The following is a 16,880-nucleotide window of genomic DNA, read 5'->3' on the forward strand; positions in this document are numbered from 1 at the left end:
GAGGTCTTATGAATTTACTGGACGGACAGCTTTTTTTTGCATTAATCGCCGCGCTGATATTGTCTTGGGTTGCGGGTCTACTTATTGCTCGGCTTTATCGCAACAAAGTACTCGAGCTGATGATGGTTGGTGATGCGCCCGATGACTCGGTTGCTAAGGGGTTCGTCGTAAATAACTTTCCTATTTTACGGAGGGCTCGGTTGCTCGATTGGCAGGTGTCGGCGGCAGAGAAAGCCGCCGTCAAGCCTGCAAGGACGCATTTACGGCGTCCTGCCAAGCGAATTACCGAACCCTCAACAAAGCTCATAGATCCCAGGCGTTATTTATCACGAAACCCTAAGACCGATTCAACGTTTTCGGCCGATAGTGGGGATGACCCGTTTTCGTGCGAAGGCGTCGATTTGTTTCAGCAGAATTCCCATGCACTTTGGCGGCTACGCATCGCATTTATACTGGTTTCGGCTATTCTTGCAATAATTGTTGCATTTAGCGCACAGGCAGCCTATGTGGAAGAGGTCTATAGTTGGCGCCGGACGACGATTCTGACTTTGGTTTATGCTTGGCCGTTAGTCCCTGGGGTCGGGTTGTTAGAGCGTTGGTCACGATGGAAAATTCTGGTCGTATCTGTTTCTTATATGTTATTGGCCGGCATGCTGGTCATTGTAAGCTCTTACGAAAAACAGGTTTCGCTCGAAATGATGTTCTGGTTATTCGGTCAGCAGGTGCCGCTATTAGTCTTTGTGTTTTTTATGACCGGTCCGAAATTACGCGCCGTCGGACCGTATTTGTTGGTCTTGTTTTTTTTGTTGGCCGCGTCATCGTTGACCGGATTAAATATTCTCGAACAAGCGCTGGGGGACGAACCGGATTCTTGGGTAATGGATTGGGTTTCAGCAACGAATGCTTATTTCGTTTTTATCTTGTTCAGTGTTGCACCATGGCTGTTGGCTTATTATCCGGTTCACCTGCTGGCGAGAGGCGTTGCTACGGCGTATCGTAAAAAACTATTTTCAGAACCCTTATACCTGTTCTCCGGTTTATGGGCTATTGCCTTGCTTTTTCATGCGATGGTGCTTAGTCATTCGCTCGGTTTTCAGGCGTATTTAGTTTTATTTGCCTGGGTTATTATTCCTCTGTCGTTTGTTGTGTTGGCCCCAGTGTTGCGGCAACGTCATCAAGCGCCGACATTGTTGCTATTGCGCGTGTTTCGGTCGGATAATCGTATTGAATCCTTATTCGATCAAATCGTCGAGCGGTGGCGATATTCCGGCAAAACCTTTTTGATAGCGGGTAAGGATTTATCATTGCGCACGCTTGAGCCCGACGAATTGTTTACGTTCTTGAGCGGACATTTACAAGATCGTTTCATTAGCAGCAAGACGCGATTGCAACAAGCTTTGCAGGATTTGGATTTGTTACCTGACGTAGATGGGCGGTTTCGTATCAATGAGTTTTTTTGCTTCGACAGTACTTGGCAGACGGTGCTATCCGTTTTAGCGCATCGAGCGAATTGTGTTTTGATGGATTTAAGGGGGTATTGCTCGGACCGGCAAGGCTGCAGTTATGAGTTGAGTGTACTCGCCGCTATGCCGCATTTACGCAGGCTGGTCATTTTGTTCGATAAACAGACGGATAGAAAAACGGCGGAACATTTACTGAAAAACAGTCTTACAAAAATTGATTGGATAGACAGCGATGCGAAGAGCGACTCTGAGTTCTCGCAGAAAATTTTGAAACCTTTATTGACAGCATGAATTGAAATGCATGCTAATGATGATTGGTTTATTTCATTTTTGGAGTTTGATGCCATGACTATAACAACCTTAATGAATAATGCGCGAATCGGAAAGATTATCGCAGATGCAAATGATCATGACGATCAATGGAGAGACGATCTACAGCGTTTTTTGAACGGAGATGCTTCATTGACGCGAGCCTCGGCCGGCGAAAGCGGTATCAAGGCGATTCAGCGCTTGCTGATTTTCTTGGGATATTCAACGACATCGACCGGCGCGTTCACGATCGATGGCGATTTCGGTCGCGGTACCAATCGTGCGGTCGCGCAGTTTCAGTTCGAGCACGATTTGAATCCGGCGATTAGCCGAAAAACGATTTGCTACGAGTGTCGATGGAATACCGCGCGGACTCTGATAACAGTGATACCGGACGCCAAATTGACTTTGACTACGTTGGAAAAAATGCTTAAAGCCACGCTTGATAGAATTGACGCCGGACATATCATGACCGGGCGATTCGATGAAGCGATCTTTCATTTGAATGCATTACATAAAAAGCGTTTTTTGGATTGCCGAGGCATTCTCGACCGCTATGGAGAAATGGCGCAACAGGCTTCGAAACAAATCGAGCAAGAAAAAGGCGTTGCTGTCCGTCCCGAATGGATTTTAGCGGTCATTCGCCAAGAAACTGCCGGCGTCATAAGACCGAGATTCGAACAGCATTACTTATCGCGCTTGAACAAACAGCATCCCGACGCGCCCTTGGAAGAATTGCGCATGCAATCGATGAGCCTCGGATTGGGGCAAATCATGGGGGCTAATTTCAAAATGGTCGGAGCGAAATCGGCAACGGAACTTTTTACCGCGCCGGCCGAGCAACAGGTGGCTTTTGTCGCGCGATTCCTAACCGGCAGAAAAGACGCGGTTAAAAAAACGAAGCCTGAAGAGGCCGATTTTCGGAGTGTCGCCAGGTATTACAACGGGCCGAAATACGAAGCCCATCATTATCATGAGCAACTGGCCCGCTGGCACCGGGAGTTTAAGGCTTTAATGCAATAAACCGAACATTCATTGTTAATGGACAATTCATAATCCTTGGATTCAAGTTATAAGTGCAATCCTAGTAGCCCTCCGGCTGCGCTCAGGGGAGTCCTATCGAAGGCTGAAGGCTTCACCATGCCGATGAGTTATACCTTTCGCACTTCAAATTTCGGCAGTGCCTTAGGAGGCGCCGGGGTGTGCGGTCCATAGGCATCAAGCTAAGGATGTCGCTAAAATTAACTTACTGAATTGCCAAAGTTTCATTTAGGGCACTTCCCCGAATATACTGTTACCCAAGCTTCAGCTTGGGTAGCCTGTTCAGGAAGCTCTAGCTTCCCGACAACAACGAAGATTGAACGAGCGGCTTCGATTCGCCACCGGTGGCATTGATGGAGAGCTTATATTCGAGCTTGCTCAAGTGGGCGAATATTTTGGCGTGAGTTATTCTACAGTGAGCCGCGCAGTGAAACAGACGGAAAAGGGAAGAGGCGCTGTCAAATGTAAGGCTTAGGTAAGCTGGCAATGCTGCCAGCTGTGAGAGAGCCGCGTAAGCGGGAAGCTCTCCCGAGTAAGGCCTAGTCAGCCGCTCGGAAGTGTAATGACTGCGAGGCGAAAGCTGAGGAGACAGACAAACGAGTGCAACGAGGTGAAGGGAGGATGCCCTGAATCCGACACATAGCCCCGAGAAGCAAGCCTACGAGGCTCACCTAGCGTTAGGTGAAGGACGACGAAAGTGTTGTACCGCAGAGCGGAGGATGCTCTGTGGGAGCGATCCCCTGATCGCGATTTAGAAGCCGAGAGTGTTAAGTGATAATGAATGGTATCGAGGCCTCATTGGCTAGGGTTGCAAAAGCGTAATTTTTGACTTATGTATAACGATGAGCGCCGGAGCGTGTGAGCCATTTGATAGGAGACGCTCCATCGTCCCCCGATCTACGCGACTTATTCAGAGGTTAATTCGGCCTTGCAACGGGCAATGACATTGCCGCTGGGTGTGGCGGTGAAGCCGCCGAAACCGGTATAAAAGTATGGACCAGGATGATCGTACTTAATACGGCAAGGCACGTCGTCACGTTCGACGAAAGCCGGTTGCACGTCGCTGTCGGTATCCGGAGTGACGGTGCAAGAAGCGATCGCAAAGTTTTTGTTGACGGTGACTTTAACGCTGGCAGGGCCGTGATATACGCTATCGCCCGCTTCCGATGAGATATTGCAAGCGCCATTGCCTTGGTTTCCGAACGGGTTGATGACGATAGGCACAGGTGGCTGCATGGCGTTAGCCGCGCTCGCGGCAAGTAACAAGGGCAATGCGGTGAAAAGTAAAGTGCTATTATTCATAAAGTTTCGAATGTCAGTGTAAGTGTAAATAAATCCCTCATTCCTACGCCTGCGCAAAGGTATGAGGATAACTTTCCTTCATTTGGATTCCCACACTCCAGCGTGGAACCCGGAAAGGACAATCCAGAGCTTATATTCGTTAGTTAGTGTTTTAAGTTTCGCTAACGAAGTCGCTGCCTTTGGCTATACCAGAACCTAACAGCAGCGTGGGGTGGCCCTTCCCCATGTTCCAAAACTCCTTTTATTCGCTCATCGTGAGCTATGCGTCTCCTAGACAGGAACCAACTTGGTTGGTCTAACCGTATAAAGCAAACGGCATGCCAATTTATAACTCATTGAATGGTTATCTATTTTTTAAGGACCGAAAAAATGAAAACGGAAACTGTGTGATATGAAACACCTAAATTAGGTGAAATGACCTATTTAAATGCCTCCTACGTTTCGATGGCGCTTCACTGGGAAAATAAAACAGAAAAGTAGAGAAGGTAGAAAAAGAGTTATTTTTTTAGGTAATAAAGTAACCTGACCCCTTTTCTAATAAAGTAACCTGACCCCTTTTCTACTTTTCTATGTTAGTCAAATTTCGGCGCCGGGGTTCCCGTCAAAGGACGCCGTGAATACGTCCATGTAGGCTCTATGATAGCATCCATGCTATCAAAGCCTTTATCGAACACCCCGGCACCTCCTACGCTAATGCCGAAATTTGAAGTGCGACAGGTATAATGAGGTCGCGTAATGTAGGGTTTGGTCGCAAATAACTTACCTATTTTATGGAGGGTTCGGTAACTCGATTGACAGGTGTCGGCAGGGAGCTGCCGTCAAGCCTACATGAACGTTATGATAAACATCAATCGCCTTCAGCCAATGCGTGTTCCGGCGGAACCAATTGTTCTCCGCCGGATAAACCGGACACGACTTTGATACGATTGTCAGGCAAGGTACGGCCTAGGCGGACGAAACGGCGCTCGATTTGGCCGTTATTCAGTATCCAGACGACATCGAGTTGACCGACTTGATGCACATAGTCTTGCGGAATCGAAAGCAATTGCTCTTCTCCTTGCGGAATGCGGATTCGGACAAACAGGCCAGGGTACAAGCCGGCGCGGCTGTCGATACGCATTTTGATCAAGAAATTACGCGCGCCGGGATTGGCGGCCGGGACAATTTCTTCGATAACCGCGGGCAGGGTTAGCTTCAATGCTTCAATGTCGACTTCTAGTGACTGTCCGGTTTGTAGCCCGATTGCGACCGACTCGCGGATATAGGCTTCGACGCGAAGCGCCGCCGGGTCGTAAAGCGTCAGCAGTTTTTTGCCCGGATAGGCGACTTCGCCGGGTTCGACGTGCCGGTCTATGATTCGTGCGGGAAAGGTCGCGCGGATTTTACTGAAATCCTGTATGGAACTGGCTTCCTGTAACTGCGATCCGGCAGCCGCGCGCTGCGATTTGAGGCTCTCATAATCACTCTTGGCCGAATCCAGTGTTGCTTGGGTTGCGCTTTCTTGAGCGAATAATTTTCGAGTACGCTGATAATGCGCCTCGGCGCCAGCCAGTCGCGCGTTGATCGCATTGATGTTTTGTCTCGCTTGCGCGGTTCGGGCGGCAATGGCTTCATCGTCGAGTGTAATCAGCAAATCGCCCGGCTTGACGCTATCGCCTGATTTAACATGAATCGCTTTGATGCGAGCTTGAACTTGTGCGCTGATATCGCCGGATTGCTTCGATTCCAAAGTGCCGGTGGCCTTTTCGAAGACAGGTACCGTCACTCTTTCGACTGTCAGGCTTGGGCCTTGATAAGCCGGTCCGCTCGCTAAGGTTTCGGGTTTGATTTTGCTTTGAAAGGCGCCTGCCATCCACAGAATCATTAATAACAAGATCAGTAGGGTAACACCTGATAGAGCCAGCGTTTTTAGATTATTCGGTAAAGTCATGTTGTGGCGTTCTCGCTTTTGGCATAGATCAAATAATAAACGGCAGGTATCACGAACAGCGTAAACAATGTCGAGGCGATGATGCCGAAGATAATCGCAATCGCCAAGCCGCTGAATACCGGGTCGAGTACGATAACGAGGTTACCGAGTAAGGTGGTTCCGGCTGTCAATAATACCGGGCGCATTCTGACGCTACCGGCTTGCCGTAAGGAGTCCTTCAATCCCAGTCCTTCGTTTCGGGCTTGTGTGATGAATTCGACCAGAATCAGCGAGTTTCTGACCACGATACCGGCGAGTGCAATCATGCCTATCATCGCCGTCGCAGTGAACAACACTGGGTCGGGACTGCCGTTGATAAAACGTTCGCCGAATTGATTCAACATCCAGAAGCCAGGCATGATGCCGATCACTGTCAGCGGAATTGACGACATGATGATTAGCGACAACGTGGTCGAGGCTGTCTGTATGCGCAATACGAAAAAGATACCGACCAGCGCGAAAGCGAAGGCGATGCCCATGTCACGGAATACGTCGATCGTGATTTTCCATTCGCCTTCGCCGCTCCAACCGATCGTGATATCGTCGGGTAATTGCCAGGGAATGCCGCCGCCGGAATTTAGAAACGTGCGGCTATCCCAATCCGGAGCTGAAGTTTTCGTACCGTTCAAATCGGCATTGATATCGGCGATGACTTCGGCGGGCGTGCGGCCTTCCAGTTCGGCCATGACATAGACAACCGGTTTCAAGTCTTTGTGATAGATCGATTTTTCGGCCTCGGATTCGACAAAAGAGCCCAGTTCGGCCAGCATCAAGGCTTCGGAGGCCGGGTTTCTATCGGGTTTGATTGGTAATACGCCCAAATCGCGCCGGCTGCTTCGCACGTTTTGCGCAAGCCTGAGTTTAATCGGGACCGGGCGGACTTCTCGTTCGAGATGGAAATAGCCGGGAGTATGGCCTCGATTCGCAAGGCCTAAGTTCATGGCCAGGTTTTCGGTGGAAATACCGGCCAGCGCGGCTTTTTCCTTATCGGTTTCGAATCGCCAACGAGGTTGACTGTCTTCAACACTCGAATCGATATCGACGATAAAGGGCTCTTTCGCCATTCTATCCATGACGGCTTGAGCGGCTTGGCGTTGCCCTTCGTAAGGCGTTAGCGTGCCGCCGTAAATTTCGGCGACCAGTGTGCTGATGACCGGCGGGCCGGGCGGGACTTCGACAACCTTGACCGAAATGCCGTCGACATTGAGCGGCGCCAGCAAGGCTCTGAGTCTTAAGAGTACGGCATGCGATTGATGTTCGCGTTCTTCTTTTGGCGCCAAAGTCAAACGGATATCGGCCAAATGCGGCGCGATGCGGTAATCGTATTGCCGAACTAAGCCGTTGAAGTCGATTGGCGACGGCGTGCCGGCAAATGCCGCGATCGCCTTGACCTCAGGCAAACGCGCGGCAATCGCGGCGGCCGAACGGGTAACGGCGGCGGTATGTTCGAGCGTGCTGCCCTCCGGCATGTCGACGATGATCTGCATTTCGTTCTTATTGTCGAAAGGCAGTAATTTTAAAGGTACTAGGCGCAATACCGGCAGTAGTGCGGTCAAAACGAACAAGACCAGCATCGCAATGATGACGATCCAGGCTGACTTGCGATTAGCGATGCAAGGTTCGATCAGTTTTTCATAACGGCTAGGCCCGGTTGTCGTTTCAAGATCGTCTTCGGCCGGTTTCAAAGCCTTGCCGGCTAGCCACGGCGTCACGATGAACGCCGTAACCGTCGATAGAATGACCGCTACCGGCACGTTGAATGCCATTGGCGCCATGTAAGGCCCCATCATTCCGGTAATGAAGGCGAGGGGAATAAAGGCCAGGATGATCGTGATCGTCGACATCAGCAGCGCCGGCCGGATTTCGGCGATCGCCGCGACGATACGTTCATTCAAACTACCTTGGCCGAGGCGCATATAGCGTTCGACATTGTCGACGCCGGTGATCGGATCGTCGACCAGCAGCCCGAGCGACAGGATCAGCGCGAATAAGGTCACGCGGTTGATCGTATAGCCGAAAAACATATCCAGCGCCAAGGTGGCGCCGTAACAGACCGGAATCGCTAAACCGACCACGAGGGCAGGGCGCCAGCCGAGAAAGATACCGATGAATAACACCACCGTGATGACCGCGAATGCGAGGCTCGTGGTTAGGTTGTTGACTTTTTCATCGGCGGTTTGGCCGTAATCGCGCAAGACTTCGATGTCGATTTCGGGCGGCAGCAATTCTTGTTGCAACTGCGCCAATTTACGATGCACATTTTCGGCGACCGCGACCGCATTGGCGCCGCGTTTTTTCGCGACCGCGATCGTGATCATCGGGTAATCGTCCTTGAAATCGGCGGATAAGGGGTGCCCGTCGGCAAATTGAATCCAGCTGTAATGATCCGGTTCTTCCGGGCCGTCGGTGATTTCGGCGACATCGCGCAGATATACCGGAATACCGTCAACGGTATTGACGACCAGCGTGCTTAATTGTTCGACCGTTCTGACGAAGTCGCCCGCTTCTAATTGAATCGAGCGATTATTGGCCGAAACGAGTCCGGCATTATGCAATTGATTGGCTTGTCGGATGGCGCCTGCCACTTCGATCGCCGTGGTTTTCCGGGCCGCCATGCTTTGTGGGTTGAGCATGACATTGATCGTTCTGGCGCGCCCTCCGACCACGTTGATTTGATTGGTGTCGGTGATTTGCTGCAATTGCACGGTAATTTCGTCGGCAAAGCGGCGTAATTCATAGTCGCTGTACAGGTCCTGCGCCCGGCTCCAAAGCGAAGCCAATACGATCGGCACGTCGTCGACTTCGGCCGGTTTGACTTGCCATTCGGTTACCGCCGCCGGAATTTGATCTTGATTCGAATAGAGTTTGTTATAAGTATTTAATAAGGCATCTTCCCGGTCCTCGCCGACAAAAAACCGCAAAGTTACGATGGCTTGACCATAGCTCGACCTCGAATAAACGTGTTCGACACCAGTAATTTGAGTCAGTAGTTTTTCCAATCGTAAGGTAATCTGCTTTTCGACTTGTCCTGCAGATAGGCCCGGAGCGGCAACGATGACATTGGCCATCGGCACGACGATTTGCGGTTCTTCCTCGCGCGGCGTAAACGTCAGCGCAATCGCGCCGAGCGCCAAGGATAGCGTAAAAAAGAATACCGGCAGGCCGCCTTGCAGCGCGTAAGCGACAAGGCGGTCTAGCGGGTGATTGAAGGATGCGGAAGAAGTAGTCAATTTGGTTTAATATTAGTGAACTCTAATATAATAATTTATAGCATAGCTAGCATAGTCTTTCAATCAATTGTTTCGGTCCATTGGCAACGCTTTTTGACAAGTTTAGAGGTATTGGGGTTGCCGATGCCTTTAGCGATCAAAGCTACGACCCGTTTATCGGTGTTGTAGCCGATGTGAGCATCGAGCGGATTGGCAAATTTTCCTAAACCGAAAGCGTCAAAAATTTTCGCGACGTTGATGTTGATATTCGTGACATCGGCGCACAGTCTCGAGTCAATATATTTATCGACAAAATTCTGCTGTATCGCATAACTCAATAAATCGTTCGGGTCGCTGAAAGCAATAATTGGCGTTCCGCTCAGAATTCTTTTATCGTAATGTTCGCCTTCGGGGCTGCAATAAGCGTTCTGTTGGCTATTGATTTTCGGTACTTGACGGCCTAGTTGCAACATCGGCAACTGATTCGACATCATGTAAATCGGAATGACTTTTTGTTGCAGGGCTTTTACCAAATCTTTCGGGCGGTCGAGCTCGGGCCTGAAACTGCTATCGCTAAAAAACCGGGCAAGCCGTTGCAATCCGTCGATTGTGATTCGGCTGCCGAGACTATGCGATACGACAGCGTATTGGTCGTTTTTTAAATTTTCAACCGCCGCTAAATCGTCGAAAGTACAGCTTTTCGCTTGCTGATCGGGTAAATCGTCCCATAAGCCCTTGGTCATCCAGCAAAACGATTGCGTAAACGAAATCAAAATGTCTTCTCGGCTATCGCCGAGATAGATAATCGGATCGGGGCCGGTATCGTTGGAAAATCGTTTCAATAAATCGTTGACTTCGGCACGGCGAAAGGAATACTCGCCGGAGTTGTCATAAGCCAGAATCGCTTTTTGTTGAGCGGTGATTTCGGACCAGGTTAGCTCGTAAAACAATAATTCTTGATCGCGTCTCTTGTTGAGTAAACGATGAATTCTCAAATTGCCGAGTTTTTTCGATTCGTCCAAGGGATCGCGCAGAAAAATGTCTTTGTTACGTTTAGCTCTGACAGTTAGGTTCAGTGATTTGGCGAGCTTTTCGAGAAATTGCGTTGAATAGCCCGGCAGTCTATCGCCGACTCCATGGACCATCAGCACTTTCATTTTACCGCCCGCATTATTTAGATGCGGCTTGATGCCTTCAAAAGGGCTGCCGGTAACTTCACATAATCGGGTATCGGCGGCTTCTTGTTTTTCGAAATAAGCTTCGGCGATGCCTCGTCCGAAACTGGCGCAACCGCTGGAAAGTATACTGAAAATGAGAATAATGAGAAGAGGTGCGATTTTTTTCATGGCAACAGGTTTTGAAGAACATTAATATAAATTACAGAACAAAGGTAACTATTCAGTCCCCTGGCAATTATCGTTTCCTCGCTCTGCGTGGGAACGCCTGAGTACCGCTTCAGCGGTACGAGACGATAGAGCGTCTCGGTCTTCGTTCCCACGCCGGAGCGTGGGAACGATAGGGGCTGTGAATAATTACAAACAAAGTCTACTTTAAATAAGTTATTTAAACTTCTAATTTCACTTTTATTGTCGAGTCTATAATGGGGCGTTGAGAAAATAAATAGTAACGAATTTTTTAGGGTGTAGGTGTTAGAATTGGCTCAGTATGCGGTATTAGTTGAAAACCCCGCCACTACCGGAAACACTTATAAATCCAAAGTGAATTGTAGGGTTCGCTGCGCGTACCTAATGTAAGCACAAGGTAGCACATAAGGGCGTTTTAAACTACGGGTAGGACTGCTGTGGTATGTACAGCGTCCCTTGCAGTCTTCACTTTCAACCATTAACGTGAACATAGTCTTAAAATTATATCTTCTGTGATTCAGAATGGAGACAAGAGTCGAACTAATATGTTTAAAACCGGGTTTATCCACAAATGAATAGTAGTAGGCTTTATTTTTTTAAAAGCGCCATCGTGGCTATATTTGCTTTACTTGTTCAAAATCAGTCCTTTGCGCAAGATCTTATTGAAGTTTATACGCAAGCCCTGGAAAATGATCCGCTATTAAAACAAGCGCTTGCACGGCAGTATGCCAACGCGGAATTCAAGGATCAAGGCATTGCACGTTTGCTACCCACTATTTCGGCGACCGGTGCCAGTAGCCGGGAATGGCTTCACAACAAAAAAGCCGGTGGCTTCGATTTTCGAGGTCCGCAGACTAATCAAGAGTTTTGGAATAACACTTTTAGTCTTAATTTTGTGCAGCCGGTTTTTCATTGGGATCACTGGATACAACTAAGTCAGTCGGATAACCAAATTGCTCAGACCGAGGCCGAATATTTGGCTGAGCTGCAGAACTTAATGGTTAAAATCACCGAGGCTTATTTCAATGTGTTGTCTGCCCAGGATGGTTTAGACTTTGCTATTGCCGAAAAAAATGCGATTGATCGTCAACTGGAACAAGCTCAACAGCGTTTCGAAGTCGGTTTGATCGCGATTACTGATGTTTATGAAGCGAAGGCTGCTTATGATTTAGCCTTGGCCAATGAAATCGAAGCGGATAATAATCTCGATAATCAAAAGGAAGCTTTACGTGAAATCATCGGCGAATTTGACGGGGAGCTTAGTCCCATAGGAAAAGAGTTGCCGTTGATTGTCCCCGAGCCCAATGAGATGAAGGCATGGAGCGATGCGGCGCTAAACGGCAACTTTTCGATCATTTCGGCATTTAATCAGGCCGAGTTCGCCAGGAAATCGGTCGATTTGCAAAATAGCGGTCATCTGCCGCAATTAGATATCGTCGGTTCCTATGGCGTGTCGGATAATACCAGTACTTTCGGTTTTCGCGGCGATACGCAAAGCATCGGTTTGCAATTGAATGTGCCGCTATTCGAGGGAGGTGCTGTGAATTCGCGAACTCGGCAAGCAAGGCAAGAGTTTGAGGCGGCCAAACAAAATCTGATTGCGGCAAAGCGCGCCGTCATACGCCAGGTGAACAATGCCTACCGAGGCGTGAATGCCAGTATCAGTCGCGTCGACGCATTGCAATCGGCCGTTAAGTCGGCTGAGAGTGCGTTGGAAGCAACCGAGGCCGGATTAGATGTCGGAACTCGAACCATGGTAGAAATATTAGCCGAACAAAGAAACCTTTATCGTGCAAAACGAGATCATGCGCGCTCGCGTTACGATTATCTGATCAACAGTATTCGCCTGAAACAAGCGGCGAGCAGCCTAAGTGAAAATGATTTGGAATATATTAACTCGCTACTGTCGCATTAGCATTATGATAAATCCGGGGAGGGCGTTTAGGAACCTAAAAAAGCAGGCGCTTGCAAAATATGGCAAAACGATAAAGTCTTGAGCGAATCACCGAAGTCGCTGCAAAGTTGATAGTTCCAGGAAGTTATTTATCGCGAAATCCTAAAGACCGCTGACATTTAGACTTTTCATCGTTACCACCGCTCCTGCATTGGAATGCATACCGATATTGCCTCGACGACCAAGGTATGGGTTCCCACGGAGGGACTGGGTGAACCAGAAATAATTCTTTCCTCATAATTGATTTTTTAAACAAAAATGTCCCAAGTTTCTAAAAATATTTATATCACCGGTGCCGAACAGGGCAGCGGTAAGTCGGTCATCATGTTGGCTATGATGGAAATGTTTTCCGGTTTTGCCCAAAAGATCGGTTTTTTTCGCCCTATTATTCATGCCGGAGAGGAAAAAGACGACTTGATTGAGCTGGTAAGCTACCGTTATCAGCTCGAATGGCCTTACGAATCGATGTACGGGTGCACCGATGAGGATGCTAGGCGCCTGCTGGCTCATGATCGTTATGACGATTTAATCAAACTGATTCTCGCGAAATACCGAAGCTTAAAAATTCAATCGGATTATGTAATTTGTGTTGGTTCCGACTATAAAAGCGGTGAGTCGATTTTTGAATTTGATTTTAATGCCGATGTCGCGAATAATTTGGATTGTCTTTTGATGCCGATCGTTCAAGGTGGTAACCGATCCAATGATCAGATAATCGATACTTTGGCCGGGATCAGGCATGATGTTCAGGAAAAAAATGCAGCCCTGTTGGCAACGGTGATCAATAGTGTTCCGGCGGCTCAGGTTGGCGAACTCAGAGACCAATTCGGACACGATCCGCAATCAAACTTTCCTGTTTATGTCGTACCCTCCGAGCCGTCACTGGAAAAGCCCAGTATGGGCGATATTGCCAGATCATTGAATGCAAAGTTTTTATCGCATGATTTCGAAACACTCAATCTTGAAGTTTATAACTACAAAGTAGCGGCGATGTTGGTTTCGGATTTTCTCGACTACATTGAGAAAGGCGATTTGATCATTACGCCCGGGGATCGTTCGGATATCATTCTGGCCTGTCTGATGGCTTATCATTCGAAAAGTTATCCGCAAATTGCCGGTTTACTGTTGACTGGAGAGCAAGAGCCCGCGCCGCAGGTGCAATACTTGATCGAGGGATTAGGGGCTTTGCCGTTTGCCGTTTTAGGTGTTGCCACCGACACCTTCACGACAGCGATGAACGTTACTCGAGTACATGCGCGTTTAAATTCCAATAATGAACGCAAGATCGCCACGGCCTTGAGTTTGGTCGAAGATAATATCAACATGCAGGAGCTGCAGCAGCGCCTGTTTACGAGCAAAACACCGCGCGTGACGCCGATCATGTTCGAATATGAAATTTTACAGCGCGCCAAAGCCAATCCGCAGCACATTGTATTGCCGGAAGGCGGGGAAGAACGCATTTTAAGAGCGGCCGAAATTCTTTTCCTCAGGGGGGCCGTCAAGTTAACGCTGCTAGGTAATGAAGAAACGATCAGGCAAAAAATCGCTGCGATGGCTTTGCAATTGGAAGACATCGAGATTATCGACCCGATGACTTCCGAGCTGCGTCAGAAATTTGCCGAAACTTATTTCGAGTTACGCAAGCACAAGGGCGTTCATTACGAATTGGCGTTTGATCTCATGACCGATGTCAGTTTTTTCGGGACCATGATGGTACATCATAATCTTGCCGACGGCATGGTTTCCGGATCGATACATACGACCCAGCATACGATCAGGCCGGCCTTTGAAATCATCAAAACCAAACCGGGAACATCGATCGTCTCTAGCGTTTTTTTCATGTGTTTGGAAGATCGGGTGTTGGTTTACGGGGATTGCGCGGTCAATCCGAATCCTAATTCCAGGCAATTGGCCGATATTGCGATCAGTTCAGCGCAAACCGCCGCAATGTTCAATATCTCACCGCGCGTTGCGATGCTGTCTTATTCAACCGGCGCGTCCGGAAAAGGCGAGGCGGTCGACAAGGTTAGGTCGGCAGTGGCATTGGCTAAACGATTGAAACCGGAGCTGAAACTGGAAGGACCGATTCAATACGATGCGGCGATCGATAGCAGTGTGGCCAAGACCAAAATGCCGGACAGCGAGGTGGCGGGGCGAGCGAATGTATTTATTTTTCCGGATCTGAATACCGGCAACAATACTTATAAAGCAGTTCAGCGTTCGTCCGGTGCGATTGCCATCGGGCCTATTTTGCAAGGCTTGAATAAACCGGTCAACGATTTAAGTCGAGGCTGTACCGTAAACGATATTGTTAATACTGTTGTGATAACGGCGATACAGGCCCAAGAAACCGGTCGAAAACCGGTGGCTTAGGATTACTGTCATTAAGTTAAGGGATTTTCCGTAGTCGTGTGTTTAAGACTGAGGATTTCGTGACAAATAACTTCCTGGAATCATGAGGCGCGTAGAGTACAGGGCAAACGCATTAAAACACTATAGAAAATCAAATAGTTAAAATAATCCTTTTTTCCTGGTTAACTATAAGATTTAGTTTGAAACCTAAGTAAGGCTTTGTGTCGCTATCGCGACGCTTATGTGTAGTCGGTTCGCGGACCGACAACCGCGATACTGCTACGAAACCCATCCTTGGGTTTCGCCCTTCGGGCCAGCTAAAGCTGTTCAAAATCGCTCCAGGCGATTTTGTCTTTGCTTGTCCAAAGAAAAGTATCTAAAAGACCAATCCGCCGGGAGCGGATTGGGACGCCAAAGGCGCACGAAGTGCGAGCGCCCGGATGGCGCGAGTCAGCAGACACCCGGAGGCCGCTGCATCCTGCGCGCTGACGATTTTGCCGAGGGTTTTCGGAAGGGCTATCCCTAGCCCTCCGAAAACGAGCGGCATCCCTGCCGCTCCCCTAACGGGCTATTCTCGGCAAAATCGCCAGTGCTCGGCGCGGCCTAACGGGCCCAGGGAGGGGTGCCATAAGTTAAGCCGAATTGACTAAGCGTTCTAAGAAACAGGATAACATATTGATATGTTGATTATTTTAATGCGTTTGCCCTGGCGTAGGGTACGCTATGCGTACCATGGTAACCCCACCAATGCTAACCAAGCCCTTATGGTTTGATCTGAGCAGGGATTCCGTGCTTAACGGCATAGAGGTACGCGCAGCGTACCCTACGATTTGTTTATAACGATGGGTGCTTTGTGGGAACGATTGAAAACCGAACTGAAGGACCTATTCAATAGTTTGTGGATATTGATAGCCGTGTGGCTAAGCCTAAAATGCCGTAGCCGCTTTTTTCAATCGGTCGTTGATTGCATGCCATTCATTGGATTCTAGTGGTTGTTCGACCAGGATGATGTCCAATCTTTGGCGATCCAGTTCGCGCAGCGCTGCGTACAAACCTTGTGCATAAGCGTCGGCAGTTTCAGGTAAATGAACGATAGTCATCGATGAATTCGGTTTCGATTTGAAGCGATAAGCCAGTAAACCGATTTTTTTTCCTTGTTCGGCCAATTGCCTTATCGTGTCGTTAAGTTGCTCGGAAGAGCACAAACGGGTCGGGGTCGTTGGCGCGTAATGCACTGCCATTTGTCCGGGCGCACGGGGCGTATCGTTGTTCGTAGTGCTTATTTCGATCAATTCGCATTGCAGTTCCTGCTCGATTTCTGCTTTGGTAATGCTGCCTGGCCTTAACAGCAAGGGGTTTGCACCGCTTAAATCGATGATGGTCGATTCGACTCCGACTCGGCAAGGTCCGCCGTCCAAAATCAAATCGATCAACCCGTCAAGTTCTTCGGCGACATGCGAGGCTTGAGTCGGGCTGACACGCTTGAATCGATTGGCTGAAGGTGCGGCGATGCCGCCGCCGAATGCTCGTAAGAGTCGCAAGGCAACCGGGTTATCGGGAATTCTCAGGCCGACCGTATCTTGTCCGCCGGTGACTTCATTCGGTACTTCGGGACGTTTCTTTAAAATTAAGGTTAGCGGCCCCGGCCAAAAGCGTTTTGCCAAGCGTTGAGCAGTCTCCGGGACCTGGCTCGCCCAATCCGATAACTGGGTGGAACTTGCGATATGGACGATCAGAGGATGATCGACCGGACGGCCTTTGGCCTTGAATATCCCGGTTACGGCCTCGGCATCGCCGGCGTCGGCGCCAAGACCGTAAACTGTTTCGGTCGGGAAGGCGACTAAACGGCCTTGATTCAACAATTCAACCGCTTTAGCGATTGCGGCATCGTCGGCAAAAACCGTTTCGGTCATGTTC

General features: G+C 49.1%; 10 protein-coding genes. 4 read left to right on the plus strand and 6 right to left on the minus strand.

The window, feature by feature from the left end; translation table 11 throughout:
- The first annotated feature begins 8 nt into the window (after window positions 1-8).
- Together ACINK7_RS07095 and ACINK7_RS07100 are read left to right on the plus strand one after the other, a co-directional pair.
- The gene (locus tag ACINK7_RS07095; RefSeq protein WP_404360614.1) at window positions 9-1,754 is read left to right on the plus strand and encodes a hypothetical protein; all 1,746 of its coding nucleotides are present in this window, start codon (window positions 9-11) and stop codon (window positions 1,752-1,754) included.
- 54 nt (window positions 1,755-1,808) lie between these two features.
- Window positions 1,809-2,795: an N-acetylmuramidase domain-containing protein gene (locus ACINK7_RS07100; RefSeq protein ID WP_404360615.1), complete on the plus strand. Its 987-nt coding sequence runs from the start codon at window positions 1,809-1,811 to the stop codon at window positions 2,793-2,795.
- 924 nt (window positions 2,796-3,719) lie between these two features.
- Here ACINK7_RS07100 and ACINK7_RS07105 read toward each other — a convergent pair.
- The 4 genes from ACINK7_RS07105 to ACINK7_RS07120 form a co-directional block, all read right to left on the minus strand.
- Window positions 3,720-4,115: a hypothetical protein gene (locus tag ACINK7_RS07105; protein WP_404360616.1), complete on the minus strand. Its 396-nt coding sequence runs from the start codon at window positions 4,113-4,115 to the stop codon at window positions 3,720-3,722.
- A gap of 847 nt (window positions 4,116-4,962) precedes the next feature.
- The gene (locus ACINK7_RS07110) at window positions 4,963-6,045 is read right to left on the minus strand and encodes an efflux RND transporter periplasmic adaptor subunit (RefSeq protein WP_404360617.1); all 1,083 of its coding nucleotides are present in this window, start codon (window positions 6,043-6,045) and stop codon (window positions 4,963-4,965) included.
- Window positions 6,042-9,314, minus strand: a complete 3,273-nt coding sequence (locus ACINK7_RS07115) for an efflux RND transporter permease subunit (protein ID WP_404360618.1) — start codon at window positions 9,312-9,314, stop codon at window positions 6,042-6,044. The genes ACINK7_RS07110 and ACINK7_RS07115 overlap by 4 nt, the downstream gene beginning before the upstream one ends.
- Window positions 9,315-9,373: 59 nt before the next feature.
- Window positions 9,374-10,639 carry a hypothetical protein gene (locus ACINK7_RS07120; protein ID WP_404360620.1) on the minus strand — a complete coding sequence of 422 codons (1,266 nt, stop codon included), beginning with the start codon at window positions 10,637-10,639 and terminating at the stop codon, window positions 9,374-9,376.
- A gap of 628 nt (window positions 10,640-11,267) precedes the next feature.
- Between ACINK7_RS07120 and ACINK7_RS07125 the strand changes: the two genes are divergently transcribed.
- Together ACINK7_RS07125 and pta are read left to right on the plus strand one after the other, a co-directional pair.
- Complete coding sequence (locus tag ACINK7_RS07125) at window positions 11,268-12,572, plus strand: TolC family outer membrane protein (RefSeq protein WP_404360622.1); 1,305 nt, start codon at window positions 11,268-11,270, stop codon at window positions 12,570-12,572.
- Between the two features lie 297 nt (window positions 12,573-12,869).
- The gene (gene pta, locus ACINK7_RS07130; protein ID WP_404360623.1) at window positions 12,870-14,984 is read left to right on the plus strand and encodes a phosphate acetyltransferase; all 2,115 of its coding nucleotides are present in this window, start codon (window positions 12,870-12,872) and stop codon (window positions 14,982-14,984) included.
- 355 nt (window positions 14,985-15,339) lie between these two features.
- Here pta and ACINK7_RS07135 read toward each other — a convergent pair whose 3' ends face one another.
- Together ACINK7_RS07135 and ACINK7_RS07140 are read right to left on the minus strand one after the other, a co-directional pair.
- Complete coding sequence (locus tag ACINK7_RS07135; RefSeq protein WP_404360624.1) at window positions 15,340-15,510, minus strand: hypothetical protein; 171 nt, start codon at window positions 15,508-15,510, stop codon at window positions 15,340-15,342.
- A 379-nt stretch (window positions 15,511-15,889) separates the two neighbouring features.
- Complete coding sequence (locus ACINK7_RS07140; RefSeq protein WP_404360625.1) at window positions 15,890-16,876, minus strand: L-threonylcarbamoyladenylate synthase; 987 nt, start codon at window positions 16,874-16,876, stop codon at window positions 15,890-15,892.
- Between the last annotated feature and the right edge of the window lie 4 nt (window positions 16,877-16,880).

Source organism: Methylotuvimicrobium sp. KM1 (genome assembly GCF_044788715.1).
In the GTDB taxonomy this organism is placed as follows: Bacteria; Pseudomonadota; Gammaproteobacteria; order Methylococcales; family Methylomonadaceae; genus Methylotuvimicrobium.